The sequence below is a fragment of the Cyanobium sp. ULC065 genome (assembly GCF_977927515.1).
In genome coordinates this window covers 2,482,606-2,499,299 of sequence record NZ_OZ376393.1, presented here as the reverse complement: position 1 = coordinate 2,499,299, position 16,694 = coordinate 2,482,606, and the positions used below count along the sequence as shown (strand labels likewise).

Here is a 16,694-nt window from a genome sequence, read left to right as displayed (position 1 = left end):
CCCTGGGCAGACACGGCTTGGAGCGGATTCAGCGGCAGCGCACGTCGAGCGCAGACAGGCCACGGGCCATGTGATCGAAGGGGACCCGCACGAGCGGAGCCGGATCGAAACCGGCTTCGGCCAGCCGCTCCATCACCACATCGGCCAGCAGCGTGATGCTGCGCACCGTGGGGCCCGTGGGAACTCCCAGGCTCTTGTAGGTGTCGTCGAGACCGTTCAATACCCGCTCGTTGAGAATCGTGGCGTCGTCGGCGATCAGGGCGTAGCTGGCGTAGCGCAGGAAATAGTCCATGTCCCGCAGGCAGGCCGCCAGGCGCCGGGTGGTGTAGGCATTGCCGCCGGGCAGCAGCAGCTCGGGATCCTGCTCGAACAGGCGCCGGCTGGCTTCCCGCACGATGTCGGTGGCTCCCTGGTTGATGATTTCCACCGCCATGAGCCGTTGTTCGCCTTCCGCCAGGTAGGCGGAGATGCGATCGATCGCGTTCCGATCGAAATAGCGCCCCAGCTGGTCATACCGGCCGATCAGACCGGTGATGGCATCGCGCATGACGTTGAAATCGACGCACCTGGGCTGGAAGCTAGCACTGTGAAATGCCCAGAACCCTGTCCTGCTGAGGGATCTGCCGAATCTGACAGAAACGGTTACGCAGGCCGTTCGGCCTGTTTCAGACCCGCCGGTGCCAAGGGGGCCGGGGTCATGCTGGTCTGCTGGTTCCCACTTGCGCTCCTCTGCCTTCCCCTTCGCCCATGGCTCTGACCGTCGATGACGTCTTGCGCCGGCTGCGCGATCAGGCGATCGAACGGGTCGATCTCGGCCTCTGCGACCTGTCCGGCCGCTGGCATCACCTCACCGTGGCCGCCGAGCTGATCCAGCCGTCCAGTTTCAGCGAAGGTGTGTCCGTTGCAGCCCTGCCCGCCGCTGGCTTCGACGGGGAGTCGCTCGCGGCAGGGGATCTGCAGGAAGCGGCGGTGGTGCTCGATGCCGCCAGTGCCTGGCGTGATCCGTTCCTACCCACCGCACCGCTCAGCCTGTTCGGCTGGATGCGCTGCCGCTCCGATGGCCATCCCGGCTGCGCCCGCTCGCTGGCCAGCCGCGCCACCGAGGCGCTGGCCAGCTCTGGCCTGGCGGACACGGCCCTGTTCCAGGTGGCTCCGCATCTGCTGCTGCGTGGCGCCGGTGAACGCTCCGCCGGCCGCATCCCCCTGGGGGGGCACGGACAGGCAGCAGCGTTGCCGGAGCGGTCGCTGGCCTTCCGCAGCGAATTGCTCTCGCTGCTGGGCACGCCGGCCCCCCTGCAGGCCGCGGAGCTGCTTCCCGCTGCCGATGGCCTGATGCGGCTCGGCTACACCGCCCATCAGCTGGCCGCCTGTTGCGGGCTGTCAGCGGCCCTGGTGGCGGCGGAGCGGCCGGTGGAGGCGGCCGGCTGCCTGCCGGTGAGCCAGAGCCTTCGCAAGGCCCGCCTGCCGTTGTTCTACGGCGAAGGCACCCGCGCCGATCTCTCCCAGACGGCCCGCTGGTACATCGGTGGGCTGTTGCTGCATGCCCCGGCCCTGCTTGCCCTCACCGGCACCGGTGCGTCGATCGATGGCGGTTGGGGGGGCGCCGGTAGCGCTGCGCCACTGCGCCGGGCCTACGCACCAGGGGTTGGCAGCACCGTGGTAGGTCTGCCGGTGGCCCGGCCCACGCCGGCCAGCCAGCGACTGGCGTTCGTGGCCATTGAGGCCGCTGCCAATCCCTACGTCTCCTGGAGCGCCCTGCTGCTGGCGGGCCTCGATGGCATCCGCCGCCAGATCGATCCCGGCGGAATCCAGGCGCTCGAGCCCTCCCATCCGCCGGCGGAGGCCCAGCCAGACCCGTTCCCGCCGCTGACCACGCACCCGCTCGCCGCGCTGGAGGCTCTGGCCACGGACCATGCCTTCCTGCTGGAGGGTGACGTGTTCAGCAGTGCCTGGATTGCCGTCTGGATCGAGCGACAGCGGCGGCGACTGCCGCTGGCCCCACCTCAAGGGGAGCCGTTCCTGTCGGTCTGAGCCCGCGATCGGACCGGTTTCGCCGGAAGATTCGGGCGCGTGGGGCTCGCGACCTCCGCGGCGATCCGCTGGAATGAAGCCGATGTGAAGGGATGTTCCCGCGCCGCCATGCCCGATGCCGTGAGCAAGCTCGCGTACCAGACCCTCCAGCAAGGCAAGAGCTTGGTGGGAGTGGCGCACAAGGAGCTGAGCACCCGTCTGGGGCAGCTGCTGGCCGCCGACGGGGGCCCGAAGACCGTCCCAGTGCCACCGGAGATGCTCAACCAGCTGCGCGCCTCCATGGACCGCTTGCTGGAACTCGACTGGCAGGAAGCGGAGCGGGGGGTCTATCCCGCCTCGCTGTTGTTCGATGCCCCCTGGCTTGACTGGGCCACCCGCTACCCCTTGGTCTGGCTCGACCTGCCCAACATCTGGAGCCGGCGCAGTCAGCGCAATGTCCGCGACCTGCCGCGGGATGTGGAGCCGGAGAACTACCCCGGCTACTACCTGCAGAACTTCCACCACCAGACCGACGGCTACCTGAGCGACCACTCCGCCGCGCTCTACGACCTGCAGGTGGAGATCCTGTTCAACGGCACCGCCGATCCGATGCGTCGCCGTCTGCTGGCGCCGCTTCAGCGGGGCCTGCGCGCCTTCGCCGATCGTCGTCCGGGTCAGCTGCGGGTGCTTGATGTGGCCGCCGGCACGGGCCGCACCCTGCGCCAGCTGCGCGGGGCCCTGCCCGGGGTGCAGTTGGTGGGCCTCGACCTCTCGGCCGCCTATCTCCGTGAAGCCAACCGCAGCCTGAGCCAGCTGCCGGGTGAGCTGCCCCAGCTGGTGCAGGGCAATGCTGAGGCCCTTCCGTTCGCCGATGGCTCCTTCCAGGCCGTCACCTGCGTGTTCCTGCTCCATGAACTTCCCGCCGAGGCGCGGCAGAACGTGATCAACGCCTGCTTCAAGGTGCTCGAGCCGGGAGGGGTCCTACTGCTGGCCGACTCGATCCAGCTGGCCGACTCGCCCCAGTTCTCTGCAGCGATGGAGAACTTCCGCCGTGTGTTCCACGAGCCCTATTACCGCGATTACGTGGGCGACGACATCGAAGCCCGGCTGCAACAGGCCGGTTTCGAGGCGGTCACGGCCCAGACGCATTTCATGACCCGGGTCTGGTGCGCCACACGCCCTCGCGAGGCAGCGGTTACGGTCTGATACGGCTGCTCAGCGCTTCAACCACAGGGCCAGCAGCATTCCGGCTCCACCCCAGCGCAGGGCTTTCCACACCACCTCCTCCTGCCAGTTGGAGGTGCGCAGGGCCTTGGGCAGCGGGTCGAGCAGGCGTTGGCCCAGTTCAAGCCGCTGGCGCAGGCGCCGGGCGCCACTGCTGTTGTCGTCCGGCTTGAGCCGCTCGGCCCGGGCGGCCACTGCCAGCATGCGTGAGAGGCTGTGCAGCCATCCCCCCGCCTGGCGACTGGAGGGACGGCTGCGAGGGGTCAAACCGCTGGTCATGCCGCCAGGATGGATCCCCCCCTTGGTTTCGTCCAGTGCCGATGCCTTCCGGCAGCTCTGCCCTCTCCACCGGCCCCTCCACCGGCACAGGCACCAACCCTGCCACCAGCACAGAGCCCTCTTCCGGCACTGGCCCTGCAACCGGATGGCCGCAGGGCAGCCGTGAGCTGGCCGAGCAGCTGCAGCGTCTGCTGGTGATCGATGGCCGCGACTGGCATGCGCACAAGAGCCATAAGCCCAGGCGCGCGGCCGAGCAGATCGCCTCGGCGCTGGTGCATCTGCTCAGCGAGGCCAGTCCGGCCCACCGCCGCGACCCTGTCGCCCATGCGGAGGCGATCGCCTTGCTGGAGCACGGCCTGGGCTGGCTGAAAGGGGAGCGAAGCGACCCCGGCTGCCCGAGCCATGGGCACGGCTCCCGGTAGGGATCATCCGATCGTGTTGCACCGGCAGCGATCTGCAGGCAGTGATCCGCAGGCAGTGATCCTCAGGTCGTGGGCACCAACCAAGGACCCTGCTGAGCACTCAGCTCCGTTCGGGCCGGATCTGCACCGCCAGCTGCAGGCGGTTGCCCCGGTCGCTCCAGCGCACATCGTCGAAGCAGTGGTGGATGAGGAAGAAACCACGGCCGCAGCAGGAGCCGGGTTCCTCCGGCAGCGCGCTGGTGCGCCGCGCTGTCGGCACGCCCGTGCCTTCGTCCTGGATCTGCCAGATCATCCAGCGCGGGGTCTGGATGCGACGGATGCGCAGGCACTTGCCCGGATCGCCGCCGTTGCCATGGCGGACGGCGTTCACCAGGGCTTCCTGCAAGCCGAGCTGAAGCTGGGCCAGGTTGTGGGCCCTGCGCATCGGCTCCAACAGCAGCTCCAGGAGCGGCGCCAGTTGCAGGGTGGAAGGGGTGATGAAATCGGTCCAGCGCAGGGATGGGACCAATGGCCGGGGCATCGACTCCGCTTTCCGCTCTGGCTTGACCCTAACGTCGTGCGCCGTTGCCCTCAGCGACACCCTTCACGCGCTGTTGCAGCGCCGGATGGCTGAGCAGCGCATCCATCAGCCGCACGCCCCGGAGCTGGTTGATCAGGGGCATATGCCCATCCGGTGCCTCCAACGACCAGGTGAAAGCCTTGGGGTAGCGGGTCCAGAGGCCCTCCTCCTTCCAGCCGAGCTTGGGCCACAACCGCTCCCAGCGGCCGCCGCAGGCCTGCAGCAGGCGCCCCTGTACGGAGAAGCCGAAGCGTCCGCGCGAGTAGCAGAGCCAGAGCCGATCGAGGGTCTGCAGATCGATGCCGCTGATCGGTGGCACCTCGCTGAAATAGACGTACCCGCGGGCCTCGGCGGCGGGCCCGGCCAGCTGGCGCAGGATCGAGCTCGTGCAGCGATCGGCCAGCTCGAAGGCCTGCTCGCTCAGGGCCGCCTGCAGAGGCTGGTAGTCGATGCCGCTGCCGGTAGGGGTTTCCAGCCACCCCTGGGGGTAGCGGCCGCGGAAATCGGCAGCCAGGGGGTCGGTCTCGCTCAACAGCCAGTGGATCAAGGCGCCCGGCACCCAGTCGTCGCCGCTGGCATCAAGCCCCGCCAGGCGATCGATCAGCAGAGGGCGCAGCTCGGTGCGACGTGCCTCCAGCTGGGCCAGCAGGCTGCGCTGCTGCCGTGGGGAAGCGCTGAGGAACCGCTCCAGCAGCTGATCGGCTGTGACCGTGGCAGAGGCGGGTGGTCCGGAAAGCATGGCGTTCAGCCAGCCAGAGCAGGGCCAGCGTGTTGCCCACTATGTCAGCCGAGCCCTACGGGGCGGAGACGACGCACCGTGAAGCGCCGATCCGGCTCTGCCTAGGATCGAATTTTCCACCCCTCTGCGATGACGGCTATTCAGTTCTTCCGCGGGGTGGACGAACCCGTGATTCCCGACATCCGGCTGACCCGCTCCCGCGACGGCCGCACCGGCCAGGCGATGTTCGTGTTCGAGGAGCCGGAAGCACTGGCCCCCGAAAGCATTGGTGACATCACCGGCATGTTCCTCCTTGATGAAGAGGGGGAGCTCGTGACCCGTGAGGTGAAGGCTCGCTTCGTGAACGGCCGCGCCAGCGCCATCGAAGCCACCTACACCTGGAAGAACGAAGAGGATTTCGAGCGCTTCATGCGTTTCGCGGAGCGCTATGCCGCGGGCCACGGCCTTGGCTTCGCCGGCCAGGACGACGAGGCTGACGCTGGAGCCCCTGCCGCGGAGTCGGATCCGGCTTGAACTTCGGGAACTGGCTTGGGTTCGCCGCCACCATCGCCGCTGCCGCACTGCTCTGGAGCCTGCGCGGTGTGGTGATTCAGGCCTTTGCCGCCGTGGTGCTGGCCATGGCGATCTGCACCCTGGTGGGATTCGTGCAGCAACGGTTGCGCTGCAACCGCTCGCTGGCGCTGTTGGTGAGCGTGCTCGGGCTGGTGGTGGTGCTGTCCGTGGCCATCGCGGTGCTCATCCCCCCCTTCGCCGAGCAGTTCGGACTGCTGCTCACCAAGGTGCCCGCCGCCGCCGCGCTGCTGCTGAAGATGGGCCGCGAAACCCTCTCCTGGGGAGGGGCGATGATCTACGGCCAGCAGGACACCCGCCTTGATTTCGAGTGGCTGACCTCCCTGTTGCCGGCCGGCGGGGACAGCACCGCCGCCCTGGCCGGCGGGATCGGCCAGGGGGCAATGCGGCTCCTGGGTCTGGCGGGAAATCTCGGCAGCGGCGCTGTGCAGCTGCTGTTTGTGGTGGCCGTGAGCCTGATGGTGGCGGTGCAACCCACCGCCTACAGGGAAGTGGCGGTGTTGCTGGTGCCCTCCTTCTACCGTCGCCGCTTCCGCCGCGTGCTCGAACTCTGCGGCACTGCCCTCAGCGACTGGATGGTGGGGGTGTTGATCAGCTCCTGCTTCGTGGCGCTGCTCTCAGGCATCGGCCTCTGGCTGCTGGGGGTGAATCTGGTGGTGGCCAATGCGTTGCTGGCCGGCCTGCTGAACGTGATCCCCAATGTGGGACCCACCTTGAGCACCATCTTTCCGATGTCGGTGGCGCTGCTCGATGCCCCCTGGAAAGCGGTGGCGGTGCTTGGCCTCTATCTGGTCATCCAGCATCTGGAGAGCTACGTGATCACTCCTTCGGTGATGCATCACCAGCTCAAGTTGCTACCCGGCCTCACCCTGTGCGCCCAGTTCCTGTTCACGGTGATGTTCGGACCGATCGGATTGTTGCTGGCGCTGCCGTTGGCGGTGTGTCTGCAGGTGATCATTCGTGAAGTACTGATCCACGACGTGCTCAACCCCTGGCAGCTTCAGCGCCGGCTTTCATGAAGCCTCGCTCTGTGCTCGGACTCCTGGGCCTCGTGGTGCTGGGGCTGCTCCTCTGGGAGCTCCGCTGGGTGCTGTTGGTGCTGTTCGGAGCCGTGGTGCTGGCCGTAGCGCTCGATGTGCCGGTCACCCAGCTGCGCCGGCGGCTGCCGATCAACCGGCCCACCGCCCTGTTGTCGGTGCTCGTGGTGTTGTTGCTGCTGGGCTGGAAGGTGTCGGAGCTGCTGTTGCCCGAGCTGGTCGAGCAGGCCGGTGAATTCACGCGCCTGGTGCCGGAGCTGGTTCAGCGCTTGGGGGAACTGGCCGGTGGGATCAAGGGGTTCCAGAGCCTCGAGCAGCAGTTCGCCAGCTTCACCACGTTGGACAGGCTGCAACCGCTCGGCACCCAGTTGCTGGGGGTGGCAGGCAGCACTGCCAATACCACCATCCAGGTGCTGCTGATGGTGCTGCTGGCTTTGCTGCTCGCGCTCGATCCCCGCAGCCACCAGCGCCTGCTGCTTGCCGTTTCCCCGCGCTTTGCCCGCCCCGGCATGGAGAGCCTGCTGCACGATTGCCGTCAGGCCATGGGCGGCTGGCTGGCGGGTATGACGATCTCCGCCGTCACCGTTTTTCTGCTGACCTGGGCCGGCCTGGCGCTGCTGAGGGTGCCGCTGGCCCTGCTCAGCGCTTTGGTGTGTGGCCTGCTTACCTTTGTGCCCACGATCGGTCCCACGGCCGCCACCTTGCTGCCACTGGCGGTGGCCCTGCTGATTTCCCCGGCCAAGGTGCTGCAGGTGCTGCTGCTGCGCCTGCTGCTTCAGAACCTGGAAGCCTTCGTGCTCACGCCCGTGCTGCTCAGCCGTACGGTCAACATGCTGCCCACAGTGGCACTGATGGCCCAGCTCTGCATGGGCGCCCTGCTGGGCCTGCCGGGGGTGCTGCTGGCCCTGCCGCTGGTGGTGGTGCTGCAGGTGATCTGCCAGAAGGTGCTGGTGGAACAGGTGATGGACCGCTGGACGCTGGAAGCGTCTTAACCGGCTCCCAGGCAGGGGGCGACGTGTGGCTGTGATCGCTGCCCAACCCACGGATCGCTGCGATCCACACGCTTGCTGCGTTCAGCGGAAGCGGTTGAACAGCTCCGGTGCCAGCACCAGCACGCCGATCGGCAGGGGGTGGCGGCTGATCGCAGCGATCACGGCGGCCATGGTGAAGTGATCACTGAGCAGGAGGAATTCGGTCCTGAGTTCGAGCAGCGCCAGCAGCACGAGCACCACCGGCACAAAGGGAATGCGGCTCATGCCAGCGGGCTGCGCGCCCGGTTCGATGCTGTGATCAGGCTGAGCAGGGTGGGCGCCACGCCGATGCTCGACCAACTGCCGACGGCGATTCCAGTGGCGAGCGCCACGGCAAACCAGAACAGGCTGCTGCCGCCGAAGAAGATCATGCCCAGCAGCGGCAACAGGGTGGTGAGCGAGGTGTAGAGCGAACGGGTGAGCGTGACATCCACCGCCACATCCACCTGATCATTGATGGGAAGGTGACCGAGCAAGGATTTCTGCTCCCTGATGCGATCGAACACCACCACGGTGTCGTTCACGGAATACCCCGCCACCGTGATCAGCGAAACAGCGAACAGAGAATCAACCTCCACACCCAGCAGGAGGCCCAGCCAGGCAAACAGCCCAGCGGTGATCAGCACGTCGTGGGCCAGGCAGACGATGGCCAGGGTGGCGAACAGGCGGTCGTACCGGAAGGTGATGTAGGCCGCGATCGCCGCGAAGCTAACGAGCAGGGATAACAGGCTGCTTTTCAGGAGCTGGTCGCCCAGGGTGGGGCCGATCGTTTCGATCGAGGTGTCGCCCAGAAGGAATGGCCCGATCCGGCTGCTGAGCTGTTCAATCAATGCCGTGCTCTGATCGGCACTGAGGGTGGGCATGCGCAGGTCGATCGAGCGCCCGCCGTCAAGCACCTGCAGTGGCGCGCGCTCAAGTTGGGGGGCGGCAGCACCAGCTTCTACAGGTAATTTCACCTGGGAGAGCTGTTCTTCCACCTGCGGTGCCGTGAGGGGGGAGCAGCTGGCGCCACAGGCCCTCTCCAGCTGAATGCGGGTGCCACCGGTGAAATCAAGGCCCGGCTTGAGTGGCAGCCCGATCGATGGATTCAGCCAACTGAGCAGCAGGCCCAGCAGGCTCAGCACACAGGCGGCTCCGGAGGCCCCCCAGGCGAGGCGGCGATAGCGATTGATGCGGAAAAAGCGGATCTCTGGAACCGGATCCGCGGCTGTGGGACTCATGGTCATTCAGGCAGCAGAGGACGGAAGCTCACGGCCCGGGAGGAAGTAGGTGGGGCGTCGCAGCGAGGGGTAGCTCATCAGCAGCCGCAGCAGGGTGCGGGTGCAGGTGAGTGCGGTGAACAGGCTCAGCACCAGGCCGATCGCAAGGGTGACGGCGAAGCCTTTCACCAGGCCTGTGCCCAGGGCGAACAGGGCCACGCAACTGATCAGGCCGGTGGCGTGGCCGTCGATGATCGAGGAGAAAGCCAGCGAGAAACCGGTGTCGATCGACCGGATGAGGGTGTTGCCGCCGCGCAGCTCCTCCTTTACCCGCTCGAAGATCAACACGTTGGCATCCACCGCCATGCCCACGCTGAGGATGAACCCGGCGATGCCAGGCAGCGAAAGCGTGACCGGAATCAGGGCATAGGCCGCGAGGTTGAACAGGGAATAGAGGAGCAGGGCCAGCACCGAGACGAAGCCGGGCAGGCGATAGACCACCACCATGAACACCGCCACCAGCGCCAGGCCGCCCAGAGCCGCCACCAGGCTGGAGCGGATGTTCTCGGCCCCGAGCGTGGGCCCCACGGTGCGCACTTCGATGATCTTGATCGGCAGGGGCAGGGAGCCACCGCGCAGTTGCACCTCCAGATCCCGCGCTTCTTCAGCGGTGAAGTTGCCGGAAATGCTCGCGGCGCCACCGGTGATCCCAGCCGCCTTGAACTGTTCGCCCACGCTGGCTTCGCTGATCGAGCGTCCGTCGAGCACGATTCCGAGCAGTCGGTTGGTGCCCGCGATCGATTGGGTGAGGCGCGCGAAGGCTTCGCCTCCGGCGCGGTTGAAGTTCAACGTCACATCCCAGCCGGGGCCGTTGGTCTGCTGTTGGCGACCGGCTCCTGTGAGATCACGGCCCGTGAAGGCGGCCGGTTCATAGAGAGCCACGATCCGCTTGTTCACTTCGGCCAGGAGCAGTTCGAGCTGGTCGGCTTCGCTGGCTCCCGCCTGGACTTCCAGGCCCAGGGCGCTGAAGGCCTTGGCCATTTCCTCAGCGGGGAAGCTGGGGGCTGGCGGGGGTGGCGCCCGGAGGGAGACCGGGGTGGAAGGATCAGCCGGGCGCCTGTTCTTCAGCCGGGCGAGCACGGCGGAGGCCTGGGTTTTCAGGCGCAGCAACCCTTGCATTTCCTGCTCTGTGCCGGGTTTCTGGACCCGGAACTCCAGCAGGGCCGTGGTGCCCAGCACCCTGGCGGCGCGGCTGGGATCTTGCTCACCGGGCAGCTGCAGCAGCAGTTGGTCATCGCCGACGCGCTGCAGGGTGGATTCGGCCACCCCGAGGCTGTTGATGCGGCGATCAAGCACCTCCTGCACAGCTTCGAGCTGCTCGGCCTGCACCTGCCGAATCGCGCCGGCCGGCATCACCTGGAGGGTAAGCTGGCTGCCGCCGCGCAGATCGAGGCCGAGCTGAAGCGGAAATGTGACCAGGACCACCCCGGCGGCAATCGCCAGGGCCAGGATCAGGGCCACCCATCCTTGTTGGCGTGCCATCTCAGAGGGTGCCTGCTTTGAGGCGACGGGCGGCCTCCACGATCTGGCTGGGTTGAATGATCGTGAGGTTCTCCAGACCGCCGTTGTAGGGGGTGGGGATGTCCTGACTGGAGAGGCGCAGGGGACGGGCGTCGAGATCGTCGAAGCAGTGTTCGGTGATCAGGGCGATCAGCTCGGCGCCGATGCCACCGGTTTTCATGCACTCCTCCACCACGATCACCCGATGGGTCTTGCGGATCGATCGGCTGATCGTCTCCATGTCGAAGGGTTTGAGGCTGATCAGATCGATCAGCTCCACATCAACGCCCTCAGCCTCGAGCTGCTGCACTGCCTTGAGGCAGTGGTGGCGCATGCGGGAATACGTGAGGATGGTTACGTCCTTGCCTTCACGCACCACATCAGCCTGATCAAGGGCGCAGATGTAATCGCCTTCCGGGATCTCCTCGCTGAGGTTGTACAGCAGCACGTGCTCGAAGAAGAGCACGGGGTTGTTATCGCGGATGGCGGCCTTCATCAGGCCCTTAGCGTTGGTGGGGGTGCTGACGGCAACGATCTTGATGCCGGGCACGGCATGAAAATAGGCTTCAAGCCGCTGGCTGTGTTCAGCCCCGAGCTGACGCCCCACTCCGCCGGGGCCGCGCACCACCGTGGGGATCGTGTAGTTGCCGCCGCTGGTGTAACGCAGCATCCCCATGTTGTTGGAGATCTGGTTGAAGGCGAGCAGGAGGAAGCCCATGTTCATGCCCTCCACGATCGGCCGCAGGCCGGTCATGGCGGCGCCCACGGCCATGCCCGTGAAACTGTTTTCCGCGATCGGGGTGTCGAGCACGCGCAGCTCGCCGTATTTCTCGTAGAGGTCCTTGGTGACTTTGTAGGAGCCGCCGTACTGACCCACGTCTTCGCCGAACACGCAGACGGTGGGGTCTTTTGCCATCTCCTCGTCGATGGCGTCGCGCAGGGCGTTGAACAGAAGGGTTTCTGCCACAGGGGAGATGCGGACCCGGCGCAGGTGCCGGAAGTGGGGCCAACTTATCTCAGGCCCGCCAGTCGCAGCCTCGCTGCGTTGGAGGGGAGGTGCAGGCTCGCTGGTCTGAGGGCTGCCAGGGTGAAGCCGGTGCCGCTCAGCCGCCGGCCGCGAAGGTGGCGAGCAGGAGCACCGACAGGATCATCCCCGGCGAGAGCAGCAGGGCCAGCAGGCCGAGATCGTGAGGGGTCATCGCAGCGGTGGGGGAACCGGTGGTGGGAGCAACCTTAGGAAGGCCCGGTGGAGCTGGCGGGCAAGAGGCTGCGAATGAACACGAGGAACAGGCCCAGGCCCACGAAGGCGAAGCTGAAGGTGGCCAGGAAGCTCATGCCCACGATCAGGGTCTTCATGGCGGTGCCGATGCTCTGGGCGAACGGTTTGCTGTAGTGCGGCGGATGGAGGGCGAAGTAGGTCACCACCCGTTGGCTGAGCAGCAGGCTCACCCAGGCCAGGGCGCCGCTGGTGACGGCACCGGAGAGGAAACTGAGCGGCCCCTTGCGGGGCGGAGCGGTGGGTGAGGCGGCGGCCGCTGGCATGCCGCTGCTGGAGCTGTTGCCGGAGGCGCTGCCGGGGTCGGTCTGCTGGGGGTCGCTCATCGTGGGGCGTCGGGATCGGGGACGGAGCCGGCCGGGGGCATGGCCTGATCGCTGATGACCCTGGCACCTGCCGGCGTGAAGCGGCAGCACCAGGCGTCGAACCCCGCGGCCTGCAGGGCCGGAGCGAGCTGCTGCTGGGCCGCAGCGGCTTCAGCGGCGCTGCTGAACAGAGCGAACAGGCTGGGCCCGGATCCGCTCATCGCCACGCCGAGGGTGCCGGCCAGGCCGCGCAGCAGAGCCAGGCCCTCGCGCACGCTGGCCTGCTCCGGCTCCACCACGGCCTGCAGATCGTTGCGCAGGGGCGGCAATCCGCGCTCCCCCCGCAGGGCGGCCAGCAGCGGGCCGCCGCGCAGGTACTCCCGGCGTTGCTCGAAGTCGGCCTCACAGTCGAGGTAGAAGTCGCCGCGCAACTCCCGGCAGCGCCCATAGGCCCACGGCGTCGACACACTCACCGCTGGATCCTTGATCAGCAGCACGGCCAGGGGATCGTCTGCCGCCGGCACCGGCTCCAGCTGCTCTCCCCGCCCGAAACACAGCTGGCTCCCCCCGGCGAGGCAGAACGGCACATCGGAGCCCAGCTCCGCCGCCAGTTCCAGCAGGGTCGGCTGCGGGAGATTCATGTTCCAGAGCTGGTGCAGGCCCACCAGGGCGGCAGCCGCATCGCTCGACCCTCCCGCCAGCCCGGCTCCGATCGGGATGCGTTTTTCCAGGTGGATGTCGGCGCCCCGCAGCGGCCCCTCCAGCCGCTGCTGCAGCAGCAGGGCGGCGCGGCTGATCAGGTTCGTGCCGTCCGTGCGCAGTCCCGGGCGGTCACAGCTCAGTTGGAGGCGGCCATCGTCGCGTTCGTGAAGGACCAGCCGGTCTTCCAGATCGATGCTCTGCATCAGCATCGCCAGCTCGTGGAAGCCATCCGGCCGCAACCCGAGCACTTCGAGGTGCAGGTTGATCTTGGCGGGAGCGAGAACGGTGAGGCTGCGGCTCAGTGCTGCCATGGGTTGCGTTGGGCTACGGATCGGGATGGAGGCTCGCCTTGTCTGCGCTGAGAGGGGCGGCTGGCGCCGAGGCTTCGGCCTGATTCAAGCCCTCCGCCAACGCCACCCAGCGCTGGGGCTCCAGGTCCTGGGGGCGCTGCTGCAGATCGATGCCGGCGGCAGCGGCCAGGTCACTGAGCGCCTCCGCCGGCAGCAGGCCCGCCAGGGTGTTGCGCAGCATCTTGCGCCGGGCTGCGAAGCAGCGCCGCAGCAGCCGCTCCACCGTGGCGGCCACGGAAACGGGCAGCCGCTCCGCCAGTGGCAAGGGCTCGATCACGATCACCTCCGAGTGCACCCGGGGCGGCGGCTGAAAGCAGCGAGGGGGCACGGCGCACACGCCCTTGCAGCGGGCCATCAACTGCATGCGCACGCTCAGGGCGCTGTAGGCGCTGCTGCCTGCACGGCAGCGGATGCGTTCCCCCACCTCCTGCTGCACCAGCAGCACCAACCGCGAGTACGCCGTAGTGGCAGGGCGGTCGAGCCGGCCCACCAGCCGCTCCAGCAGCGGACCGGTGATGTTGTACGGGATGTTGGCCACCACCTTGGTGGCCAACGGCAGCTCAAGCTCAAGCACATCCCCCTCCAGCAGGCAGAAGCGGGGATCGCCGCCAAACTGCTGGCGCAAGCCGACCACCAGGTCGCGGTCGAGTTCCACTGCCGTGAGGCTGGCCAGGGGGGTTTGCAGAAGCCGTTCGGTCAGCGCCCCCCGGCCCGGCCCCACCTCCAGCACCCGGTCGTGGACGTCGAGTTCGGCCGCCTGCACGATGCGATCGAGCACGCCGGCATCGGTGAGCCAGTGCTGGCCGAAGCGTTTGCGGGCCCGGTGGCCGCTGAAGGTCATGACCCTGGGCGTGAGATCTCCCACATTGCCTTCCGGTGCGGCTAGAGAAGGTGCAGTGACGGGGCCCGGGCGATGGCTGCATTGGTACGCGTTGAACCCATGGCACCCGTTGAACACGCTGAGCCCGCAGAGCGGGTGGAGCCAGTGGCATCGGCGGCTTCGGCCACGGCTGGCTTCCCTGAGGCCGTTGTGATTCCGCTGACCTCAAGGTCCGCTGGCGTCCCGCCGGCTGCCGTGAGCCCTGCAGCGCTCATCCGAAGCCGGGCGCGGCACATAGCGCACCCTGGCCGTCATTCACTGGCCTGGGTCGGCTGGATCGGTGCTTTGGCCATGCCCCTGCTGAGTGGTCCGGCGCTGGCTGGCAGCGCCACCGCCGATTCCGTCTGGGACCGTGACAACGCCAAACAAAGGGCTATGCAGCAGGTGCCGGCGGGCGCCACGGTCACCAGCACGCGTTGCGAAGACTTTTCGGTGGGAATGGACAACACCCGCTACCGCTGCACGGTGGAGTTCACCGTTCCCGATCCGTCGGTTCCCGGCACGAGCACGCCCGCCCCCGCTGGCCTGTCCAGCCCCTGAGCGGACCACCCGCGTTCACCATTCGAGCCGCAGCCAGCACACCGGTGCCCGGGCCGGTGGCAGCGGCACCAGCGCGCACACCGCTTCCACCGGCAGGTGCCTCCAACAGGGGTGTTTGCACAGCCAGCACGACCAGGCGGCCGCCAGCCGCTGCCGTTTGCGTCGATTCACGCTGGCCCTGCCCCAGCCATCGGCACCGCTGCGGCGCCGGCCCTTCACCTCCACCAGCAGCAACCGGCCCGGCTTCAGCAGCACGAGGTCGAGTTCGCCCCATCGGCACTGCCACCGCTGAGAGAGCAGCCGCCAGCCGCGCGTCTGCAGCAGCCGCAGCGCCCGCTGCTCCGCCCAACGGCCGGGCACGGTGCAACGGCTGCGCGCCCGGTCGGCGCTCTGTTGCGGTCGGGCTCCTTTCACGAACGGCCAAGGCGTGTGTTCCTAGGGTTCCCTCTCTGTCCCTTGCTGCCATGGCCTCCCCGCTGCGCTGCCGCGCCGGACTTCCTTGCCGTTCCTGGCTCGCTTCGCTGCTGCTGGTGCTGGCGCTGGGCGTGGCGCTATTGCCGGCGGCGCCGGCCCAGGCGGCGATGGACTATGCCAAGCAGGTGCTGATCGGCGCCGATTTTCATGGCAGCGATCTGCGCGGCGTCACCTTCAGCCTCACCAACCTGCGCGAGGCCGATCTTTCCGGTGCCGATCTGCGGGGGGCCACCTTGTTCGGCGCGAAGTTGCAGGATGCCGATCTCCATGGCGCCGACCTGCGTGAGGCCACTCTTGACTCCGCGGTGCTTGATGGCACCGACCTGCGCGACGCCTTACTGGAAGATGCCTTCGCGTTCAACACCAAGTTCAACGCGGTGAAGATCGATGGCGCTGATTTCACCAATGTTCCCTTCCGGGCCGATGTGCTGAAGAAGCTCTGCCTCGATGCCACTGGCACCAACCCCGTCACCGGCCGCTCCACCCGCGCCAGCCTCGGCTGCGCCTGATGGTTCTCCTTCTGTGCCATGAGCTTTGATCCCCGCAGCCTTGAGCGGCTTCGGGAGCTGGGCCGCCAGCTTCCCCAGCCCTTGCCGGCCCCGCAGGCCAGCCCCGCTGCCGCGCCGCAGCAGCGGCTGCATGCGGTGGAAACCGAGCAGGACCCGGACAAGCTGTTTCATGAGCTGATCAAAGCGAGCCCCGATGGCTTGGTTCCGCCCCATCTGATGGAGCGTCTTGCGACGCTCGAGACCGCCAGGCGGGAGCGTCAGCGCCAGCCGCCGCCGGCGGGTGCGCCTGCTGGAGCAGCAGCAGCACCGGCGGTTCCTAGGGGCCTTGGCCCCGCCCGAACGCCCCGGACCCCCCTGGCGGGCGCCCCCGCTGCCGCCGCCATCCGCGAGCACGAGCAGTTGTATCGCGAGTTCCATTCGCTGCTGCTGGAAGACGAGCCAGACAGCTGACCCGAGCGCTGATTCCGGGTGCCGGCAAGGCTGGACAGGCGCATCTACAGCCGCTGGCGCTGCTTTGGGTGGGCAGGCACTGGGTCAAGCGCCCGTGTGTCAGCGCCGCGATCGGCCGACAGTCATGGTCCGCATTTGCCGACTGATGCGACTGCGATGTGACTGGCTGTCAATTGTTCGCAATCTTCCGATACATTTCGGGGGTCAACCTTCTCCCTTCTGTGTTGGCTCACGCCGTCGCTCACCAGCGAGGCCTGCGTTCCCGTTCCCCTCTTCTGCTGATGTCTGTTCAACCCGGTGAATTTGTGCTTCTGGCCAGCCAGGCCGGCACCAGCTTCCAGGTGGTGAGCGTCGATGACATCGACGACCGCTGCTGGGTGCGCCGCTGGCCGCTCACCCGCAGCGGCTCGCCCCCGTTCGCTGTGCCGATTGCCGCTGTGATCAGCCTGCGCGCCGCTGCCGCCTGACCCCCGCGCCCGCCCCCTTTCCCTTCGGGGCCCCACCATGATCCCGATGCAAGCGATCCTGCTCAACAGCCTGCTCGGCAAGGGGTTTCGTTGCCTCCTGCTAGGAGCCTG

The 16,694-nt window shown here is 67.6% G+C and carries 22 protein-coding genes; 10 read left to right on the top strand and 12 right to left on the bottom strand.

Annotation, left to right across the window (positions count from 1 at the left end):
• Window positions 1-28: 28 nt before the first annotated feature.
• Window positions 29-547 carry an allophycocyanin subunit beta gene (locus ACXMDP_RS12390; protein WP_094513131.1) on the bottom strand — a complete coding sequence of 173 codons (519 nt, stop codon included), beginning with the start codon at window positions 545-547 and terminating at the stop codon, window positions 29-31.
• A gap of 200 nt (window positions 548-747) precedes the next feature.
• On the opposite strand from ACXMDP_RS12390, the gene ACXMDP_RS12385 reads away from it, so the two are divergent.
• Both ACXMDP_RS12385 and ACXMDP_RS12380 read left to right on the top strand, forming a co-directional pair.
• A complete protein-coding gene (locus tag ACXMDP_RS12385) occupies window positions 748-2,031 on the top strand; it encodes a type I glutamate--ammonia ligase (protein ID WP_259730776.1) in 1,284 nt (427 codons plus the stop codon).
• A gap of 108 nt (window positions 2,032-2,139) precedes the next feature.
• On the top strand, window positions 2,140-3,216 hold the full coding sequence (locus ACXMDP_RS12380; RefSeq protein ID WP_259730850.1) for a class I SAM-dependent methyltransferase: 1,077 nt from the start codon (window positions 2,140-2,142) through the stop codon (window positions 3,214-3,216).
• A 9-nt stretch (window positions 3,217-3,225) separates the two neighbouring features.
• Here ACXMDP_RS12380 and ACXMDP_RS12375 read toward each other — a convergent pair whose 3' ends face one another.
• Window positions 3,226-3,513 (bottom strand): hypothetical protein, encoded by a 288-nt coding sequence (locus ACXMDP_RS12375; protein ID WP_094513133.1) that lies wholly within the window; start codon window positions 3,511-3,513, stop codon window positions 3,226-3,228.
• A gap of 41 nt (window positions 3,514-3,554) precedes the next feature.
• On the opposite strand from ACXMDP_RS12375, the gene ACXMDP_RS12370 reads away from it, so the two are divergent.
• Window positions 3,555-3,935 carry a DUF6439 family protein gene (locus ACXMDP_RS12370; RefSeq protein WP_259730851.1) on the top strand — a complete coding sequence of 127 codons (381 nt, stop codon included), beginning with the start codon at window positions 3,555-3,557 and terminating at the stop codon, window positions 3,933-3,935.
• A 100-nt stretch (window positions 3,936-4,035) separates the two neighbouring features.
• On the opposite strand, the gene ACXMDP_RS12365 is transcribed toward ACXMDP_RS12370, so the two are convergent.
• Complete coding sequence (locus ACXMDP_RS12365) at window positions 4,036-4,455, bottom strand: ATP-binding protein (RefSeq protein ID WP_259730777.1); 420 nt, start codon at window positions 4,453-4,455, stop codon at window positions 4,036-4,038.
• 28 nt (window positions 4,456-4,483) lie between these two features.
• Window positions 4,484-5,233, bottom strand: a complete 750-nt coding sequence (locus ACXMDP_RS12360) for a GUN4 domain-containing protein (RefSeq protein ID WP_255101258.1) — start codon at window positions 5,231-5,233, stop codon at window positions 4,484-4,486.
• 129 nt (window positions 5,234-5,362) lie between these two features.
• On the opposite strand from ACXMDP_RS12360, the gene psb28 reads away from it, so the two are divergent.
• Genes psb28 through ACXMDP_RS12345 form a run of 3 tightly spaced genes read left to right on the top strand, consistent with a single transcriptional unit; the run spans window position 5,363 to window position 7,832 of the window.
• Window positions 5,363-5,746, top strand: a complete 384-nt coding sequence (psb28, locus tag ACXMDP_RS12355; RefSeq protein WP_094513137.1) for a photosystem II reaction center protein Psb28 — start codon at window positions 5,363-5,365, stop codon at window positions 5,744-5,746.
• A complete protein-coding gene (locus tag ACXMDP_RS12350) occupies window positions 5,743-6,822 on the top strand; it encodes an AI-2E family transporter (RefSeq protein WP_259730778.1) in 1,080 nt (359 codons plus the stop codon). Before psb28 ends, ACXMDP_RS12350 begins: the two co-directional genes overlap by 4 nt.
• Window positions 6,819-7,832, top strand: coding sequence for an AI-2E family transporter (locus ACXMDP_RS12345; protein WP_259730779.1), 1,014 nt, complete (start codon window positions 6,819-6,821; stop codon window positions 7,830-7,832). The genes ACXMDP_RS12350 and ACXMDP_RS12345 overlap by 4 nt, the downstream gene beginning before the upstream one ends.
• Before the next feature lie 81 nt (window positions 7,833-7,913).
• On the opposite strand, the gene ACXMDP_RS12340 is transcribed toward ACXMDP_RS12345, so the two are convergent.
• From ACXMDP_RS12340 to rsmA, 7 genes are all read right to left on the bottom strand, one after another.
• A complete protein-coding gene (locus tag ACXMDP_RS12340) occupies window positions 7,914-8,096 on the bottom strand; it encodes a hypothetical protein (RefSeq protein WP_259730780.1) in 183 nt (60 codons plus the stop codon).
• On the bottom strand, window positions 8,093-9,097 hold the full coding sequence (secF, locus tag ACXMDP_RS12335) for a protein translocase subunit SecF (protein ID WP_259730781.1): 1,005 nt from the start codon (window positions 9,095-9,097) through the stop codon (window positions 8,093-8,095). The genes ACXMDP_RS12340 and secF overlap by 4 nt, the downstream gene beginning before the upstream one ends.
• On the bottom strand, window positions 9,098-10,612 hold the full coding sequence (gene secD, locus ACXMDP_RS12330; protein WP_457766932.1) for a protein translocase subunit SecD: 1,515 nt from the start codon (window positions 10,610-10,612) through the stop codon (window positions 9,098-9,100).
• A gap of 1 nt (window position 10,613) precedes the next feature.
• On the bottom strand, window positions 10,614-11,597 hold the full coding sequence (locus ACXMDP_RS12325; protein WP_255101252.1) for a pyruvate dehydrogenase complex E1 component subunit beta: 984 nt from the start codon (window positions 11,595-11,597) through the stop codon (window positions 10,614-10,616).
• Between the two features lie 266 nt (window positions 11,598-11,863).
• Window positions 11,864-12,172 carry a DUF3082 domain-containing protein gene (locus ACXMDP_RS12320; RefSeq protein ID WP_259730852.1) on the bottom strand — a complete coding sequence of 103 codons (309 nt, stop codon included), beginning with the start codon at window positions 12,170-12,172 and terminating at the stop codon, window positions 11,864-11,866.
• 56 nt (window positions 12,173-12,228) lie between these two features.
• Window positions 12,229-13,224: a 4-(cytidine 5'-diphospho)-2-C-methyl-D-erythritol kinase gene (gene ispE, locus ACXMDP_RS12315; RefSeq protein ID WP_259730783.1), complete on the bottom strand. Its 996-nt coding sequence runs from the start codon at window positions 13,222-13,224 to the stop codon at window positions 12,229-12,231.
• Between the two features lie 13 nt (window positions 13,225-13,237).
• Entirely contained in the window at window positions 13,238-14,104 is an 867-nt protein-coding gene (gene rsmA, locus ACXMDP_RS12310) for a 16S rRNA (adenine(1518)-N(6)/adenine(1519)-N(6))-dimethyltransferase RsmA (protein WP_259730784.1), read from the bottom strand.
• Between the two features lie 330 nt (window positions 14,105-14,434).
• Here rsmA and ACXMDP_RS12305 point away from each other — a divergent pair, with 330 nt between their 5' ends.
• On the top strand, window positions 14,435-14,683 hold the full coding sequence (locus tag ACXMDP_RS12305) for a hypothetical protein (protein WP_198948297.1): 249 nt from the start codon (window positions 14,435-14,437) through the stop codon (window positions 14,681-14,683).
• 15 nt (window positions 14,684-14,698) lie between these two features.
• On the opposite strand, the gene ACXMDP_RS12300 is transcribed toward ACXMDP_RS12305, so the two are convergent.
• On the bottom strand, window positions 14,699-15,043 hold the full coding sequence (locus tag ACXMDP_RS12300; RefSeq protein ID WP_457766931.1) for a YraN family protein: 345 nt from the start codon (window positions 15,041-15,043) through the stop codon (window positions 14,699-14,701).
• A 104-nt stretch (window positions 15,044-15,147) separates the two neighbouring features.
• On the opposite strand from ACXMDP_RS12300, the gene ACXMDP_RS12295 reads away from it, so the two are divergent.
• The 3 genes from ACXMDP_RS12295 (at window position 15,148) to ACXMDP_RS12285 (ending at window position 16,583) form a co-directional block, all read left to right on the top strand.
• Window positions 15,148-15,666: a pentapeptide repeat-containing protein gene (locus ACXMDP_RS12295; protein WP_259730786.1), complete on the top strand. Its 519-nt coding sequence runs from the start codon at window positions 15,148-15,150 to the stop codon at window positions 15,664-15,666.
• Window positions 15,667-15,684: 18 nt separating this feature from the next.
• On the top strand, window positions 15,685-16,116 hold the full coding sequence (locus ACXMDP_RS12290) for a hypothetical protein (protein ID WP_259730787.1): 432 nt from the start codon (window positions 15,685-15,687) through the stop codon (window positions 16,114-16,116).
• Window positions 16,117-16,397: 281 nt separating this feature from the next.
• On the top strand, window positions 16,398-16,583 hold the full coding sequence (locus tag ACXMDP_RS12285; RefSeq protein WP_094513153.1) for a hypothetical protein: 186 nt from the start codon (window positions 16,398-16,400) through the stop codon (window positions 16,581-16,583).
• Window positions 16,584-16,694 lie beyond the last annotated feature (111 nt).